We start from the raw sequence: 15,620 nt of genomic DNA, 5'->3' as shown, positions 1-15,620 counted from the left end.
TCGTCTTCCGGCGCCGAATTCTTGGCCGCATGACCTCCTCCGCTTCCGCTCCGGCCCGCATCCGCATCGGCTCGGCACCCGACTCCTGGGGGGTCTGGTTCCCCGACGATCCCCGCCAAGTGCCGTGGCAGCGCTTCCTCGACGAGGTGTCCGAGGCGGGTTACGAGTGGATCGAGCTGGGCCCGTACGGCTACCTCCCGACCGAACCGGCCCGCCTCGCCGAGGAGACCGGCCGCCGCGGACTCACCGTCTCCGCGGGCACCGTTTTCACCGGATTGCACCACGGCCCGGACGTCTGGGAACGGACCTGGGCGCATGTCGCCGACATCGCGGCACTCACCCGGGCGATGGGTGCCGGGCATCTGGTGGTCATCCCGTCGTTCTGGCGCGACGACAAGACCGGCGAGATCCTTGAGGACCGCACTCTCACCGCGCAGCAGTGGCGCCACCTCACCACGCAGACGGAGCGGCTGGGCCGCGAGGTACGGGACCGTTTCGGACTGCGGATCGTCGTCCATCCGCATGCCGACACCCATATCGACAGCGAGGAGAACGTCAACCGGTTCCTCGACGCCACCGATCCCGACCTGGTCTCGCTCTGTCTCGACACCGGCCACTACGCCTACTGCGGCGGGGACAGCGTCAAGCTGATCGAGACCTACGGCGAGCGGATCGGCTATCTGCACCTCAAGCAGGTCGACCCGGACGTCCTGGCCGAAGTCGTTGCGGACGAGGTGCCGTTCGGGCCGGCCGTGGCACGGGGCGTCATGTGCGAACCGCCGAACGGCGTACCCGCCCTGGGTCCCGTGCTGGACGCGGCCCGACGGCTGGACATCGATCTGTTCGCGATCGTCGAGCAGGACATGTATCCGTGCCCGCCCGACAAGCCCCTGCCGATCGCCCGTCGCACCCGCGCCTTCCTCCGCTCCTGCGGCACACCGGCGCAGACACCCGCACCCGAACAGGACACACCGAACCGGGCACGGATGTGACGTCCCGGCGGCGTGCGGTGTTGTGCTCGCAGAGAAGCGGGTGCGATCCCTTCCGCACCCCGTGACCGCACGAGGAGCAACTCACCGTGATCCGAAAGACGCCTCTCTCCGCGAGGACGGCAGGGGCCTCGGCCCTGGCCGCACTCGCCCTGGCCGCCGCCCTCACCACCGCCCCCGGCGCCTGGGCCGCCGGGCACGCCCCGGAGCAGCCGCTCTTCTCGCCCGGCGCGGCCTGCGTGTTCTACGACGGTAATCAGCTGACCTTCTTCGGCGAGCAGGGCGAACGGGTCTCCGAGGTGCAGTGCCTTCTGGCCAACCGCCGCTATCTGCCGTGGAGTGCCGTCGACGGCACCTTCGGGACGACGACCCTCGCCGCTGTTCGGCGCTTCCAGGCGGACCACCCGCCACTCGTCCCGGACGGCCTGGTCGGTCCGCGGACCTGGTTCGCGCTCTGGCACGCGTAGGGCGTGTTTCGAATGTCCCGCCTGCCGGGCGGGACATTCGAAACGCGCCCTGGCCGACTCCGGCCCGAATGCACGCCTTCTGTCACAGATATCACTCCCTCGTCACACATGTCCGCGTTACGCGGGTCTTCCGTCACAGGCATTCAACAGCCCCTCCCCGCTCGTCACTCCGTGTCGTTCACCGGACACAGGCTGAGTGATCGTCAGCGTCCGTGCCGCGGCTCTCCCGACAGCCCCCCGGCTGCCGCCGCGGCGCAGAGAGGTGTCACTTATGACGGACAGAAGGCTCTGGTCCTACAAGGACATTGCCGCGCACATCCGGGTGCAGCCGGAGACCGTTCGCTCGTACCGCAAGCACGGTCTCCTTCCCGCACCCGACCACGTGGAGAGCGGTAAGCCCTACTGGTACGCGGACACCGTCCGCGCCTGGGTCGCTGCCCGCCCGAGCAACCGAGGCCGCAAGGGCTGACGCCCTCCCCCTCCCTCCGTCCGTTCCAGGCCCCGTACAGCGACCGCGACCCGGCGCCGCACGGGGCCTCCGTCCGTTCTACGCCCCGGCGCTGATCCTGTACCGATCGGGAGCGGCAGCGGACATGTCCTCGGCGGGGGCAGGTACGGACCCCCCTTCGCTCAGCCCGAACCGCTGGTGGAAGGCCCGCAGCGGTGCGGGTGCCCACCAGGTCACCCGGCCCATCAGCTTCATCACCGACGGCACCAGCAGGCTCCGCACCACCATGGCGTCCATCAGCACGGCCAGCGCGATGCCGAGGCCGAGCATCTTCGTGTTGGTCACCCGCGACGTACCGATGGCGACCATCACCACCGCGAGGATCACGGCAGCCGCAGTGATCAGTCCGCCGGTGTGCCTCAACCCGAAGGTCACCGAATGCTCGTGGTCACCGGTGCGGTCGTACTCCTCCTTGATCCGGGAGAGCAGGAACACCCCGTAGTCCATGGAGAGTCCGAAGGCGACGCAGAACATCAGTACGGGCAAGGTCGTCTCTATGTCCCCTGTGCTGGTGAAGGAGAGCAGTCCGGACAGATGCCCTTCCTGGAAGACCCAGACGACCGCTCCGAACATCGCTGTCAGGCTCAGAGCGTTGAGCACCACTGCCTGGAGCGGGATGAGCACGCTGCCGGTGAGCAGGAAGACCAGCAGCAGCGTCACAAGGACGATGATGCCCACCGCCCACGGCAGCCGGTCCGCGATGGCGTCCTTGGAGTCGACGAGGACCGCCGCCGCGCCCGTCACCGAGGTGTCGAACGGGGCGGGCTGGGCCCGGAGCTCGCGTACGAGTTGCTGGGACTCCTCCCCCACGGCCTCCCCCTCGGGCAGCACACCGAAGTATGCGGACCGCCCCTCCGTCACCGGCCCGTCGACTCGGAGAACGCCGGGGAGTGCAGCGATCCTGTTCCGGTAGTCGGCGTACTGAGCGGGCGTCGCGCTGCCCTCCGCGAGGACTTCGAGGCCGCCGCCGGGGCTGCCGGGGAAGCCGTCCCGTATGTGCTGCTGGACGACATGCGACTCGGCACCTGCGGGCAGCTGCCGGTCGTCCGCCGTACCGAACTTCACTCCGAGGAACGGCAGTCCGAGCAGGACCAGGCCCACGGCGGTGAGGGCGGCGAAGACCGGCGCCCGGCGCATCACCAGGGTCGCGAACCTCCCCCACCCCTTGCCCGCGGTGTCCGGCTCGTGGTGCGCCTCGCTCCCCCGGCGGCGCAGCAGTCGGCGCAGGTCCAGGGAGTTGACCCGAGTGCCGAGAAGCATCAGCGCGGCCGGCAGCAGGATCAGCGCGGCAGCGGCGGCCAGCAGAACCACGGCGATCCCCGCATAGGCGAACGAGCGGAGGAAGTACTGCGGGAAGACCAGCATCGCGGCCAGCGAGACCGCCACGGTCAGCGCGGAGAACAGCACCGTGCGCCCCGCGGTGCGCAGCGTCGCGCCCACCGCCGCCCGGGTGTCCGCTCCCGCCGCGAGCTCCTCGCGGAACCGGCGCACGATGAACAGGGCGTAGTCGATGGCGAGTCCGAGACCGAGGGCCGTGGTGAGGTTCTGGGCGAAGACCGAGACGTCGGTGAATTCGGTGATGCCCCGCAGCACGGCGTTGGTCCCCAGGATCGCGACGACGCCGACCCCGAGCGGCAGCAGGGCCGCGATCGCGCTGCCGAAGACCATGACCAGCAGCACCAGAGTGACCGGGAGGGCGATCATCTCGGCCCGCAGCAAGTCTTCCTGAATGATCGTCTGCATCTCGTGCCGTACGGCGACGGGGCCGCCGACCGAGACCTTCACCGGGCCGTGCACCCCTCGGTAGGTGGGTGCTATCCGGTCCAGGACCTCGCCCACCGCCTTGTCGTGGCCCTCGATCCTGGCCGCGATCAACGCCTCCCGCCCGTCCTTGGCGCGGAGCGCGGGCGACTTGCTCTGCCAGTACGAACCGACGCCCGTGATGTCCTTCTCCGCAGCCAGCTCCTCGGTGAGCCGTGCGGCCTCGGCGGCCACCGCGGGGTCGTCCACGGAAGTGCTGCCGCTGTCGACCAGCAGCAGCAGGTTGGGCTGGGACGCGGGAAACTCGCGCTCCAGCGCCTTGGTCGTATAGGTGGACTCGGCGTCGGGGGCCTCCCAGCCACCGCTGCCCATCCGGTCGGCGACGCCGCTGCCCGCGAACACCGCGAGCGCCGTGATCACCAGGGCGGCCAGCAGCGCGAGCCGCGGCCGCGCGGTGACGAACCGGGTCCAGCCCCCCAGGCGCTCCGGGCGGTTGACTTGAGGCATGGTGCGATGTCCCCTTCCCCCAGACCCGGGCGGCACAGGGCAGCATGGGTCACTCGTTGCCACATACACTGGCAAACACGAGTCATCGCTCGCGTTTCACAAGAATGCGAGCGCCCACTCGCGTTTGTCAAACGCGTGAGGAAAGCTGGGGATTATCGTGTCGGAGGCCAGATCCGGAGCCGCCGGGAGCAAGGACGCCACCGGGGACGCGCGCGCCGACGGGCGCGCGGACACCACCGCCGGCCGGCCTCGCCGCCGTCAGGCCCGCGGCGAAGCCCGCATCGCCCAGCTCCTCAAAGCGGCCGCCAGCGTCTTCTGCTCGACCGGCTACACCGCGGCGAGCACCAACGCCATCGCCCGCGAGGCCGGCGTCTCGCCCGGCACGCTCTACCAGTTCTTCCCGAACAAGGAGGCCATCGCCGTCGAGCTCGGCGACCAGCTCCTCGAACGCTGGCGCGAGACGTACGGAGCGGCCTTCCTGCCGGACAATCTGGCACTTCCCCTCGACCAGATGCTGGACGCCACCCTCGACCCGCTGATCACGTTCAACTGCGAGAATCCGGCCTTCACCGTCCTGATGCACGGCTCCGAGATCCCCGGCGTGATCATCCACGAGCACGACACCCTGCACACGACGATGCTCTCCCGGGTCGAGGCCATCCTCGGCGGCTACCTCCCGGACACGCCGCCCGCCGAGATCACCCGCATCGCCACCATGATCTTCATCCTCTTCAAGGCGGGACTCGACGTGATCATGGCCCACGAGGGCGAGGAGCGGGAGGCATACATCAGGGAGCTGAAGACCGTACTCCTCCGCTACCTCGAGCCACTGGTCGGCGACCGGACCCTCCGGACCCCCTCGTCCGCCCCGGCCGCCGCTCCACCGAATGGCCGATAGCACGCGAAGCGACATCACCCCCCCCTCGCATTCATACCCCCTAGGGGTATAGAGTTCTACGTGTTGGGGCGCACCGGTCTTCCCTGGGCTCCCTGGCGCCACGTTGAAGCTGTACGCGTCGAAGAGGAGAACACCATGACCGCCGAGACCCAGCTCCCCCAGGCCACCGGCTCCTGCTGCTCGCCCGGCGGCTCCTGCCAGGACGGGGCGGGCACCGAAGCAACGGCAGGTGCAGTCACCACCGTCTACCGGGTGACGGGCATGACCTGCGGGCACTGCGAAGGCGCCGTCTCCGAGGAGATCTCCGGCATCGAGGGCGTCACCTCCGTGAAGGCCGTGGCCTCCACCGGAGAGGTGACCGTCGTCTCCAAGGCGCCGCTGTCCGAGGACGCCGTCCGCGCCGCGGTCGACGAGGCGGGTTACGAGCTCGCCGGCCAGGTCTGAGCGCCGTCCGGGCCCACCCGGACACCCCACGGACCCGCACCACCAGCATCACCCGCATCACCTGCACCACCCCTTGCGCCACCGGGCCGGACCGACCAGCAGATACTGGTGAGTCACGGCCCGGTCGGCATTTCAGGAGTTCGGACATGCACAGCGCAACAGAGGCCGAAGCCCCGGCAGTCGCAAGTTCGGAAGCGGAACTCACGATCGGCGGGATGACCTGCGCCTCGTGCGCGGCCCGCGTCGAGAAGAAGCTCAACCGGATGGACGGCGTCACCGCGTCCGTGAACTACGCGACAGAGAAAGCGCGCGTCGCGTTCGGTGCCGGGACCCGGCTGGCCGACCTGATCGCCACGGTCGAGAAGACCGGATACACCGCACAGCCGGTACAACGGCCCGCGCCGACGCCGCCCCCGCTGCCCGCTGAAACGCTCTCGCCGCCCGCGGCCACCGGCCCCACCGAGGTCGAGCGGACCGAAGATACCCGACAGATCCGGGACACCGAAGAGGCGGCGGACACCGACACCGCGCCGGAGGAAAGCGAAGCCGAGCGCAGCGCGGCCGACGCCCTCGCCGCCCTGCGGCAGCGGCTGGTCGTCTCGGCCGTCCTCGCCGCCCCCGTCGTGCTCCTGGCCATGGTCCCGTCCCTCCAGTTCGACAACTGGCAGTGGCTCTCCCTCACGCTCGCCGCCCCCGTGGCCGTCTGGGGCGGACTGCCCTTCCACCGCGCCACCTGGACCAACCTCCGGCACGGCGCGGCCACCATGGACACCCTCGTCTCCGTCGGCACGCTCGCCGCGTTCGGCTGGTCGCTCTGGGCGCTGTTCTTCGGGGACGCGGGCATGACCGGGATGCGGCACGGCTTCGACTTCTCGGCCTCACGCGCAGTGGGGTCTCCCCTGCTCGAGCGGAGCCGAGAGCTCGGGGAAAGCTCCTCCACCATCTATCTGGAAGTGGCCGCCGGGGTCATCACCTTCATCCTGCTGGGCCGCTATCTGGAGACGAAGTCCAAGCGCAAGGCCGGTTCCGCGCTGCGTGCGCTGATGCACCTGGGCGCGAAGGACGTCTCCGTCCTCAGGGATGGCACCGAAGTGCGCGTCCCCGTCGCCCGGCTCACCGTCGGCGACCACTTCGTGGTCCGTCCCGGCGAGAAGATCGCCACCGACGGCACCGTCACCGAGGGCACCTCCGCCGTGGACGCGTCGATGCTCACCGGCGAGTCCGTTCCGGTCGATGTGAACGTCGGGGACTCCGTCACCGGCGCCACCGTCAATGTCTCGGGCCGCCTCGTCGTGCGCGCCACCCGGATCGGCGCCGACACCCAGCTGTCCCGGATGGCCAGGCTCGTCGAGGACGCCCAGAACGGAAAGGCCGAGGTGCAGCGTCTCGCCGACCGGATCTCCGCGGTCTTCGTCCCGGTCGTCCTGCTGCTCGCGCTGGTCACCCTGGTCGTCTGGCTGCTGTTCACGGACGACGTGACAGCCTCGTTCACCGCCGCCGTCGCCGTACTGATCATCGCCTGCCCCTGCGCGCTCGGCCTCGCCACTCCCACCGCGCTCATGGTGGGGACCGGGCGCGGCGCGCAGCTCGGCATCCTGATCAAGGGCCCGGAGGTCCTGGAGACCACGCGGCGTATCGACACGATCGTCCTGGACAAGACCGGCACGGTCACCACCGGCCGGATGATGCTGCTGGACGTCCACGTGGCGCCCGGCACCGACGCGACGCAGCTGCTGCGGCTGGCCGGCGCCCTGGAGCACGCCTCCGAGCACCCGATCGCCCAGGCCGTCGCCACCGGCGCCGCCGAACGCACCGGGGCCGCGCTCCCCGCCGTCCAGTCCTTCGCCAACGTCCCGGGGCTCGGGGTACGCGGCACCGTTGACGGGCACCAGGTGCTCGTCGGACGCCCCCAGCTGCTCACCGACGCCGGGATCGCCGTCCCCGAGGCACTGTCCGGCTCCCTCGCGGACGCGGCGGCCCAGGGACGTACGTCCATCGTGGTCGCCTGGGACGGCGAGGCGCGTGGCGTTCTCGGGGTCGCCGACGCGATCAAGGACTCCAGTGCGACAGCCGTCGCCGAGCTGCGCGCCCTCGGCCTCAGGCCGGTGCTGCTGACCGGCGACAACCGGGCCGTGGCGGACGCCGTCGCCCGTGCCGTCGGCATCGACGAGGTCTACGCCGAGGTGCTCCCCGAGGAGAAGGTGCACGTCATCGAGCGGCTCCGGGCAGAGGGCTGTTCGGTCGCGATGGTCGGGGACGGTGTCAACGACGCGGCGGCCCTCGCCACCGCCGACCTCGGGCTGGCCATGGGCACCGGCACGGACGCCGCGATCGAGGCGAGCGATCTCACCCTCGTTCGTGGAGATCTCAAGGTGGCCGCCGATGCCATCCGGCTCTCACGGCGCACCCTGACCACGATCGAGGGCAACCTTTTCTGGGCATTTGGCTACAACGTTGCCGCCCTACCCCTTGCGGCGTTTGGCCTGCTCAACCCTATGATTGCCGGAGCGGCGATGGCCTTCTCATCGGTCTTCGTCGTGACGAACAGCCTGCGGTTGCGCGCCTTCACGTGATTTCCACAAAGAGATCTAGATCACATCGGTTTGAGGGTAACCATCCGGTGGGTTCGCGAGTCTAAGAGTGCGATGCCAAGGATGTCTTGGGGGACGTCCGACGAAGCGTCTTGGGGGATGCTTCAGGCAAGCGTTGGCCGGGGCACGTGCACCGGGGAGCTTTGAGCGGCCCTCCCGAAAGTACGTACCCCGGCAGACCGCGAGACGTGCAACCGCAGTGACGTGATGCAGCAGTACCGAGGAATACCCAGGAGCTTCGGCTCCCGCAGACGCCCGGCCGGATCCCGTGGGGGGAATCCGCTCCGGGATATGGGAAGCGCCTCGCTGTCGGCCCGTGGGGGGATCGATGGCGGGGCGCTTCTCGCTCCATGCGGGGCGGGCCGAGTACGCGAATCGCCCCGGACACCGCGCTCTGTGCGAAAGCGCGGTACACGGGGCGAAGGCAGCCCGGCCGCTGCGGCCGGGGTGGTGCAGGGGTGCTACGAGATTCAGCGGCTCTCGACCGGGACGAAGTCGCGCAGGACCTCGCCGGTGTAGATCTGGCGCGGGCGGCCGATGCGGGATCCCGGCTCCTTGATCATCTCGTGCCACTGGGCGATCCAGCCGGGGAGCCGGCCGAGCGCGAAGAGCACGGTGAACATCTCGGTCGGGAAGCCCATGGCCCGGTAGATCAGACCCGTGTAGAAGTCCACGTTGGGGTAGAGGTTGCGCGAGACGAAGTACTCGTCGGAGAGCGCGTGCTCCTCCAGCTTCAGCGCGATGTCGAGCAGCTCGTCGGACTTGCCGAGCGCCGACAGCACGTCGTGGGCCGCAGCCTTGATGATCTTGGCGCGCGGGTCGAAGGACTTGTAGACGCGGTGACCGAAGCCCATCAGCCGTACGCCGTCCTCCTTGTTCTTCACCTTGCGGATGAAGGAGTCGACGTCGCCACCGTTGGCCTGGATGCCCTCGAGCATCTCCAGCACCGACTGGTTGGCGCCACCGTGCAGCGGGCCCCACAGCGCCGAGATACCGGCGGAGATCGAGGCGAACATGTTCGCCTGCGAGGAGCCGACCAGACGCACGGTGGAGGTCGAACAGTTCTGCTCGTGGTCCGCGTGCAGGATGAGCAGCTTGTCGAGCGCGGAGACGACGACCGGGTCCAGCTCGTACTCCTGGGCGGGGACCGAGAAGGTCATCCGCAGGAAGTTCTCGACGTACCCGAGGTCGTTGCGCGGGTAGACGAAGGGGTGACCGATCGACTTCTTGTACGCGTACGCGGCGATCGTCGGCAGCTTGGCCAGCAGGCGGATCGTCGAGAGGTGGCGCTGCTCCTCGTCGAACGGGTTGTGGCTGTCCTGGTAGAACGTGGACAGCGCGCTGACGACCGAGGACAGCATGGCCATCGGGTGGGCGTCGCGCGGGAAGCCGTCGAAGAACCGCTTGACGTCCTCGTGCAGCAGCGTGTGCTGGGTGATCTCGTTCTTGAAGGTCGACAACTGGTCGACCTTGGGAAGCTCACCGTTGATGAGCGTGTACGCGACTTCCAGGAACGTCGAGCGCTCGGCGAGCTGCTCGATGGGATAGCCGCGGTACCGCAGGATGCCCTGCTCGCCGTCAAGGTAGGTGATGGCGGATTTATATGCGGCGGTGTTGCCGTATCCGCTGTCCAGCGTCACCAGGCCGGTATTGGCCCGGAGCTTCCCGATGTCGAAGCCCTTGTCGCCGACGGTGCTGTCGATCACCGGGTAGGTGTACTCGCCATCGCCGTACCGCAGTACTACAGAGTTGTCGCTCACGTCATCCCTCACCGACGTAGTGGCTCTACTTCGAGATTCCCTGACTGTCTCCACCCTCCTCCATTTGGCTCAGGAGAGTGCACTCGGGGTCGTCCATTGGACCTACTGACGGCACTGAGTGCCGCCAGATTACTCATCCTGCCCCCTTGACTCCGGTTCCGGAAGGGCTCCGTGATGTTTGCCACCGATTTGATCGATCATTTTTCCGCTGATCCTCCGCTCGCCCCTCCACGCAGCCGGTAATCCAGCGCCGTACAGCGTCTACCGGCGGAAACCGTGCGGACCGCCTGGCCGATCGCCTGCCGGGAGCCGACCAGCACGACGAGCTTCTTCGCCCTTGTCACAGCCGTGTACAGCAGGTTCCGCTGGAGCATCATCCAGGCGCTCTTGGTCACGGGGATGACGACGGCCGGGTACTCGCTGCCCTGGGAGCGGTGGATCGTCATGGCGTACGCGTGGGCCAGCTCGTCCAGCTCGTCGAAGTCGTAGGGGATCTCCTCGTCCTCGTCGGTGAGGACCGTCAGCTGCTGTTCATCGAGGTCGAGCGAGGTGACGACGCCGACCGTGCCGTTGAAGACGCCGTTCTCCCCCTTGTCGTAGTTGTTTCGGATCTGGGTGACCTTGTCGCCGACGCGGAAGACCCGGCCCCCCATCCGTTTCTCGGGCAGGTCGGGGCGGGCCGGGGTGATGGCCTGCTGCAGGAGTCCGTTGAGCGTGCCCGCGCCGGCCGGACCGCGGTGCATGGGGGCGAGGACCTGGACGTCACGCCTCGGGTCGAGGCCGAATTTGGCCGGAATACGACGGGCGGCGACGTCCACCGCGAGGACGCCCGCCTCCTCCGTCTCGTCCTCGACGAAAAGGAAGAAGTCGCTCAGGCCCTGAGTGAGCGGCGGCGTCCCGGAGTTGATCCGGTGGGCGTTGGTGACGACACCGGACTGCTGGGCCTGCCGGAAGATCGTCGTCAGCCGGACCGCGGGAACGGGTCCGCCCTCGGCGAGCAGATCGCGCAGCACCTCCCCCGCGCCGACCGACGGCAGCTGGTCGACATCCCCGACCAGCAGCAGATGGGCACCGGGTGCCACGGCTTTGAACAGCTTGTTGGCGAGCAGCAGATCGAGCATCGACGCCTCGTCGACGACGACGAGATCGGCGTCCAGCGGACGGTCCCGGTCGTAGGCCGCGTCCCCGCCCGGCTTCAGCTCCAGCAGCCGGTGCACGGTGGACGCCTCGGCGCCGGTCAGCTCGGACAGCCGTTTGGCGGCCCGCCCGGTGGGTGCGGCCAGAACGACCTTTGCGCGCTTGGCGCGGGCCAGCTCGACGATGGAGCGGACGGTGAACGACTTGCCGCAGCCGGGTCCGCCGGTCAGCACGGCGACCTTCCGGCTGAGCGCGAGCCGTACGGCCGCTTCCTGCTCGGGGGCGAGCGTCGCCCCCGTACGACCGGCGAGCCACGTCAAGGCCTTGTCCCAGTCCACGTCCTGGAAGGCCGGCAGCCGGTCCTCGGGGGTCCGCAGCAGCCGCTGCACCTGCGCGGCGAGAGCGACCTCGGCGCGGTGGAACGGTACGAGGTAAATGGCGGTGATCGGCTCGCCGCCCTCGGGCGACGGCACCTTCTCCCGTACGACGCCCTCCGGATCCTCGGCAAGTTCGGCGAGGCACTCGATGACCAGCCCCGTATCGACCTGGAGCAGCTTGACCGCATCGGCGATCAGCCGCTCCTCCGGGAGGAAGCAGTGCCCCTGGTCGGTGGATTGCGACAGCGCGTACTGCAGCCCCGCCTTGACCCGCTCCGGACTGTCGTGCGGGATGCCGACCGCCTGCGCGATCTTGTCGGCGGTCAGAAAACCGATGCCCCAGACGTCTGCGGCCAGCCGGTAGGGCTGATTCTTGACGACGGAGATCGACGCGTCCTCGTACTTCTTGTAGATACGGACGGCGATGGAGGTGGAGACGCCCACACCCTGAAGAAAGACCATCACCTCCTTGATCGCCTTCTGCTCCTCCCAGGCGGCGGCGATCATCTTCGTCCGCTTCGGCCCGAGCCCCGGCACCTCGACCAGCCGCTTCGGCTGCTGCTCGATGATGTCGAGCGTGTCGACGCCGAAATGCGTCGTGATCCGGTCGGCCATCACCGGGCCGATGCCCTTGATCAGCCCGGAGCCGAGATAGCGGCGGATGCCCTGGATGGTGGCGGGCAGCACGGTCGTGTAGTTCTCCACCGTGAACTGCTTGCCGTACTGGGAGTGCGAGCTCCAGCGCCCCTCCATCCGCAGCGACTCGCCGACCTGCGCACCCAGCAGCGAACCGACGACGGTCAGCAGATCACCCGCGCCCCGCCCCGTGTCGACGCGAGCGACCGTGTACCCGTTCTCCTCGTTCGCGTACGTGATGCGCTCAAGCACACCTTCAAGGACGGCCATGTTGGACATGGTTCGACGGTATCGGGCGCCACCGACACCCCACACACGCAGTCACGGCCCCAGCTCCTCCAGCCGCGCGCCCCGGCTCTCCGCGATCCGCATGACATCCCGCAACGACTCGCTCAGCCGCCCGGAGAGGAAGCGGAGCTCGACGGCACCGGCGCGGTTGTCCGCCAGCAGTTCGGCAGCATGCCCGAGCAGATCGCCCGCCATGCCGAGCTGAATGCTCTCGACACTGTCCGCGACCCGGGACACGCGCCCGGTCGCGTCGCTCAGTACGTAACAGGGCCTGCCCTGCTCACCCGCCCACGGCAGAAGCCGGAAGTATCCCGGCTCGCTCTCCCCCGCGCTCATGCCGCCGCCCCCGTCCCGCGCATGAGCCGGGGATCGACGTTCACCCCGTACACGGCGATCCGCACCCCACTCCGCCGCACACGCAGCCGCCGCTCCTCGGCCACCCGGCGCTCGTGTGCTTCGACGTACGGACGGACCAGCGGGCTGTCCTCCCCGCGCGGCGGACGCTCTCCGGTACGGCGGGCGGTGGGACCCGCCACGTATACGCAGGAGTACGGATGGACGTGTACGGAAACCGGGCGTACCAGCCGCACCAGCGACTCGGTGAACCGGCGGACGAGATCCTTCATCTCGGCGTGCTCTCCCTCTGAATTACCCACGAACGAATGCGTTCTGTAGCGAACTCATCACAGACTGAGGTCGCACCTGGTTACGCTGCCAGGGGTTCGGGCTTGACAGCACGCCGGTCAGGTAAGGGAGTTGGTCGCATGGCGATGAACCGCAAGCCGCGCACGCCCAGGGAGAAGTACGGGGATGAGTTGCGGCTACGGAGAGCGGCGGCCGGTCTGACCCAGGAGGCACTGGGCGATCAGGTCGTCTGCTCGCCGACACTCATCAGCCACTTCGAGGCGGGGAGACGGCTGCCCAACCCGGATGACGCGCAGCGCATCGACCGCGCGCTGGAGACGGACGGGTTCTTTGCCCGCTGGCTGGAGGACCTGGAGACGAAGTACGCCGATCACTTCGCGGTGATGGCGGAGTTGGAGCGGCAGGCAACCCTGATCCAGCAGTTCGCGCTCTCCCTGGTCCCCGGCCTGCTCCAGACGGAGGGCTACGCGCGTGCGCTCTTTCGCGCGTACCGGCCGAACCATCGGCAGGAGGACCTTGACAGAGATGTCGTCATCCGGACCGAGCGTGCCCACATCCTCGACGGCCCGTTGAACCCTGTTCTGTGGACCATGCTGGACGAGGCCGTGCTCAGGCGTCAGGTCGGCGGACCGCAGGCCATGGCGGAGCAGCTGCGCAAGATCGCGGACATGGCCGACGCGGGACGGCTGCGGCTCCATGTACTGCCGTTCGGAGTGGGCGCCCACTCGCTGCAACAGAGCCTGCTTTCCCTGCTGGGCTTCGCGGACTCCGCACCGGTGGCTTATGTCGAAGGCTTCCTGACGGGGCATGTGATGGACGATCCGGCTCTGGTGAGGTCCAGCCAGACGGCCTACGATCTCGCCTTGAGCGATGCGATGTCGCACCAGGAATCAGTGGCCCTTGTGCGGGCAGCAGCAGAGGAACATGAACATGGTCAGCAGTAGGCGCACCGTCTCCGACTCGTCCAAGCTCACCGGGTGGTTCAAGTCCAGCTACAGCGGAGGCGACCAGGGCGAGTGCCTTGAGGTCGCGCGCGGCTACACCCACGTGCCCGTTCGCGACAGCAAGGCCGTCAACGGCCCCGCACTCGTCTTCTCCACGGGTGATTGGTCGGCTTTCGTCGCCGCGGTCAAGCAAGGCGAGCTCTCCGCCTGAGGCGTTCACGGCAGCACAGCGGCCCCGTTACGGTCACGGACCTGACGGGGTTGCCGTCAGGTCCTCCAGGTAAGGACCCCTGGCCGGAGAGCTGGATTCCCTAATTTCGACGCTACCAGCGCTCGGACGCGGCACTGTTCAACGAGGTGTTGGTCGGCGCCCTCACGGCGCACTCGGTACTGGACCGGAGGCGAGGCGCGCTCCTCAGCGGCATCGGTCTGGTCGCCGTCGCCTGCCGCCGACAAAGCAGCCCATGTCGGCGGCACCGCAGGCGACAACGTCATCCGCATCGGCAACAGCTTCGGCCACGGCCGCGGCCGTTTTCGCGTTCCGGCTTCCAGCTCGGCCGCCACATGATCATGTGATGTTAGGGTGACGGCCATCCGGCAGATGGACAGTCCCCCGTGGGAATGGGGCAGTGACGGGCGCCGTGCGGCGCCGCTGGTTGGGAGTGACCTACCCAAAATGCGCCCACTGCAGGATCTCGGCCTCTCCATGACAGCTGAGGCTGCCTACCTCGCGCTCGTGGAGCACGGTCCGCTGACCCCGGTGAGGCTCGCCGGTCGGCTGGCGCGGGCCGGATCGCCTGACGAAGGGTTGCACCACGCGGTCGACGAGCTCGCCGCTATCGGCTTGGTGTCCCGCACGAATGACAGGCTGACCGCCCAGCCCCCTCGCGCAGCGCTGGAGGCCATAGCCGAGCGGCGCGCACGAGAGTCCCGGATCGCCCACGAGAGTGCGACGCTCCTATCGCGTTTCTGGCTCGATCACACCTCGGGATCGAGCTACATCGAGGTCGTCGACACCTCCCACAGCCCTGACGTGATCCAGCAACGGGTCCACAACGAGGCAGTGGCAGAGGTGCGCGCGCTGTCGATCGGGCCGGTGGGCGGGGGTGAGCGTGTGCCGGAGGTCGACACCGGAGCCTTGGATGCCCTGGCCCGCGGGGTCGCCTACCGAGTGGTGTACAGCGTCGACATCCTGCAGGAGCCCAAGGCCTTGGAGGCGGCGCACGCGTGCGTCGACCGCGGGGAGCAGGCGCGGGTCTTTCCTGACCTCGCGATGAATCTGCTGCTCTGTGACGATCGTCTGGCCGTGTTGTCCGTCGTCGCGCCGGACCGCGCGGGACACCACAGCGTCATCGTCCAGCCATCGGGCCTGCTGGATGGGCTGATCGGAGTCTTCACGTCGTACTGGCGGATAGCCGTCCCGCTTCCTCGGGCCGGCGAGCCCACCGAGGGCTGGGCCCGTCCGACGAACGAGACGCGACAGCTCCTGGGCTACCTCAGCGCCGGGCTCACCGATGAGTCGATCGCCCGTGAGCTTGGGGTGAGCGAACGGACCGTCACCCGACGCGTTGCCCGCCTGCAGGAGGCACTCGGTAGCCAGACCCGGTTCCAGCTCGGTGTCCAGGCCAGCCGCCAGGGCTGGCTTTGAACCGTCCATTGGACCCTCGT

At 68.7% G+C, this 15,620-nt stretch carries 14 protein-coding genes; 9 read left to right on the top strand and 5 right to left on the bottom strand.

The features are described 5' to 3' along the window. The first annotated feature begins 29 nt into the window (after positions 1 to 29). The 3 genes from AB0915_RS02140 (at position 30) to AB0915_RS02130 (ending at position 1,925) form a co-directional block, all read left to right on the top strand. Complete coding sequence (locus AB0915_RS02140; protein ID WP_366689251.1) at positions 30 to 992, top strand: sugar phosphate isomerase/epimerase; 963 nt, start codon at positions 30 to 32, stop codon at positions 990 to 992. Between the two features lie 86 nt (positions 993 to 1,078). After that, entirely contained in the window at positions 1,079 to 1,456 is a 378-nt protein-coding gene (locus AB0915_RS02135; RefSeq protein WP_366689250.1) for a peptidoglycan-binding protein, read from the top strand. Positions 1,457 to 1,727: 271 nt separating this feature from the next. Further along, the gene (locus AB0915_RS02130; RefSeq protein ID WP_037694159.1) at positions 1,728 to 1,925 is read left to right on the top strand and encodes an AlpA family transcriptional regulator; all 198 of its coding nucleotides are present in this window, start codon (positions 1,728 to 1,730) and stop codon (positions 1,923 to 1,925) included. Positions 1,926 to 2,003: 78 nt separating this feature from the next. On the opposite strand, the gene AB0915_RS02125 is transcribed toward AB0915_RS02130, so the two are convergent. Continuing rightward, positions 2,004 to 4,232: an MMPL family transporter gene (locus tag AB0915_RS02125; protein ID WP_366689249.1), complete on the bottom strand. Its 2,229-nt coding sequence runs from the start codon at positions 4,230 to 4,232 to the stop codon at positions 2,004 to 2,006. 151 nt (positions 4,233 to 4,383) lie between these two features. Between AB0915_RS02125 and AB0915_RS02120 the strand changes: the two genes are divergently transcribed. The 3 genes from AB0915_RS02120 (at position 4,384) to AB0915_RS02110 (ending at position 8,147) form a co-directional block, all read left to right on the top strand. Then, on the top strand, positions 4,384 to 5,130 hold the full coding sequence (locus AB0915_RS02120; protein WP_366689305.1) for a TetR/AcrR family transcriptional regulator: 747 nt from the start codon (positions 4,384 to 4,386) through the stop codon (positions 5,128 to 5,130). A 135-nt stretch (positions 5,131 to 5,265) separates the two neighbouring features. After that, complete coding sequence (locus AB0915_RS02115) at positions 5,266 to 5,574, top strand: heavy-metal-associated domain-containing protein (RefSeq protein WP_366689248.1); 309 nt, start codon at positions 5,266 to 5,268, stop codon at positions 5,572 to 5,574. Positions 5,575 to 5,720: 146 nt separating this feature from the next. Next, positions 5,721 to 8,147, top strand: coding sequence for a heavy metal translocating P-type ATPase (locus AB0915_RS02110; RefSeq protein WP_366689247.1), 2,427 nt, complete (start codon positions 5,721 to 5,723; stop codon positions 8,145 to 8,147). Positions 8,148 to 8,635: 488 nt separating this feature from the next. On the opposite strand, the gene AB0915_RS02105 is transcribed toward AB0915_RS02110, so the two are convergent. From AB0915_RS02105 to AB0915_RS02090, 4 genes are all read right to left on the bottom strand, one after another. Further along, positions 8,636 to 9,925, bottom strand: a complete 1,290-nt coding sequence (locus AB0915_RS02105; RefSeq protein ID WP_366689246.1) for a citrate synthase — start codon at positions 9,923 to 9,925, stop codon at positions 8,636 to 8,638. 197 nt (positions 9,926 to 10,122) lie between these two features. Continuing rightward, positions 10,123 to 12,354, bottom strand: coding sequence for an ATP-dependent RecD-like DNA helicase (locus AB0915_RS02100; protein ID WP_366689245.1), 2,232 nt, complete (start codon positions 12,352 to 12,354; stop codon positions 10,123 to 10,125). 42 nt (positions 12,355 to 12,396) lie between these two features. Then, positions 12,397 to 12,699, bottom strand: a complete 303-nt coding sequence (locus tag AB0915_RS02095) for a hypothetical protein (protein WP_366689244.1) — start codon at positions 12,697 to 12,699, stop codon at positions 12,397 to 12,399. After that, positions 12,696 to 12,989 (bottom strand): hypothetical protein, encoded by a 294-nt coding sequence (locus AB0915_RS02090; protein ID WP_366689243.1) that lies wholly within the window; start codon positions 12,987 to 12,989, stop codon positions 12,696 to 12,698. Before AB0915_RS02090 ends, AB0915_RS02095 begins: the two co-directional genes overlap by 4 nt. A gap of 138 nt (positions 12,990 to 13,127) precedes the next feature. Between AB0915_RS02090 and AB0915_RS02085 the strand changes: the two genes are divergently transcribed. The 3 genes from AB0915_RS02085 to AB0915_RS02075 all read left to right on the top strand — a co-directional run bounded on the left by AB0915_RS02085 (position 13,128) and on the right by AB0915_RS02075 (position 15,600). Continuing rightward, positions 13,128 to 13,952 carry a helix-turn-helix transcriptional regulator gene (locus AB0915_RS02085; protein ID WP_366689242.1) on the top strand — a complete coding sequence of 275 codons (825 nt, stop codon included), beginning with the start codon at positions 13,128 to 13,130 and terminating at the stop codon, positions 13,950 to 13,952. After that, positions 13,939 to 14,163 (top strand): DUF397 domain-containing protein, encoded by a 225-nt coding sequence (locus AB0915_RS02080; protein WP_366689241.1) that lies wholly within the window; start codon positions 13,939 to 13,941, stop codon positions 14,161 to 14,163. Before AB0915_RS02085 ends, AB0915_RS02080 begins: the two co-directional genes overlap by 14 nt. Positions 14,164 to 14,535: 372 nt before the next feature. Then, on the top strand, positions 14,536 to 15,600 hold the full coding sequence (locus tag AB0915_RS02075; RefSeq protein ID WP_366689240.1) for a LuxR C-terminal-related transcriptional regulator: 1,065 nt from the start codon (positions 14,536 to 14,538) through the stop codon (positions 15,598 to 15,600). Positions 15,601 to 15,620: the final 20 nt, after the last annotated feature.

Origin of the sequence: Streptomyces sp. NPDC048411 (assembly GCF_040704695.1) — a bacterium.
Classification (GTDB): Bacteria; Actinomycetota; Actinomycetes; order Streptomycetales; family Streptomycetaceae; genus Streptomyces.
The sequence above is the reverse complement of the archived record's forward strand: the minus strand, read 5'-3'. Positions and strand labels throughout refer to the sequence as shown.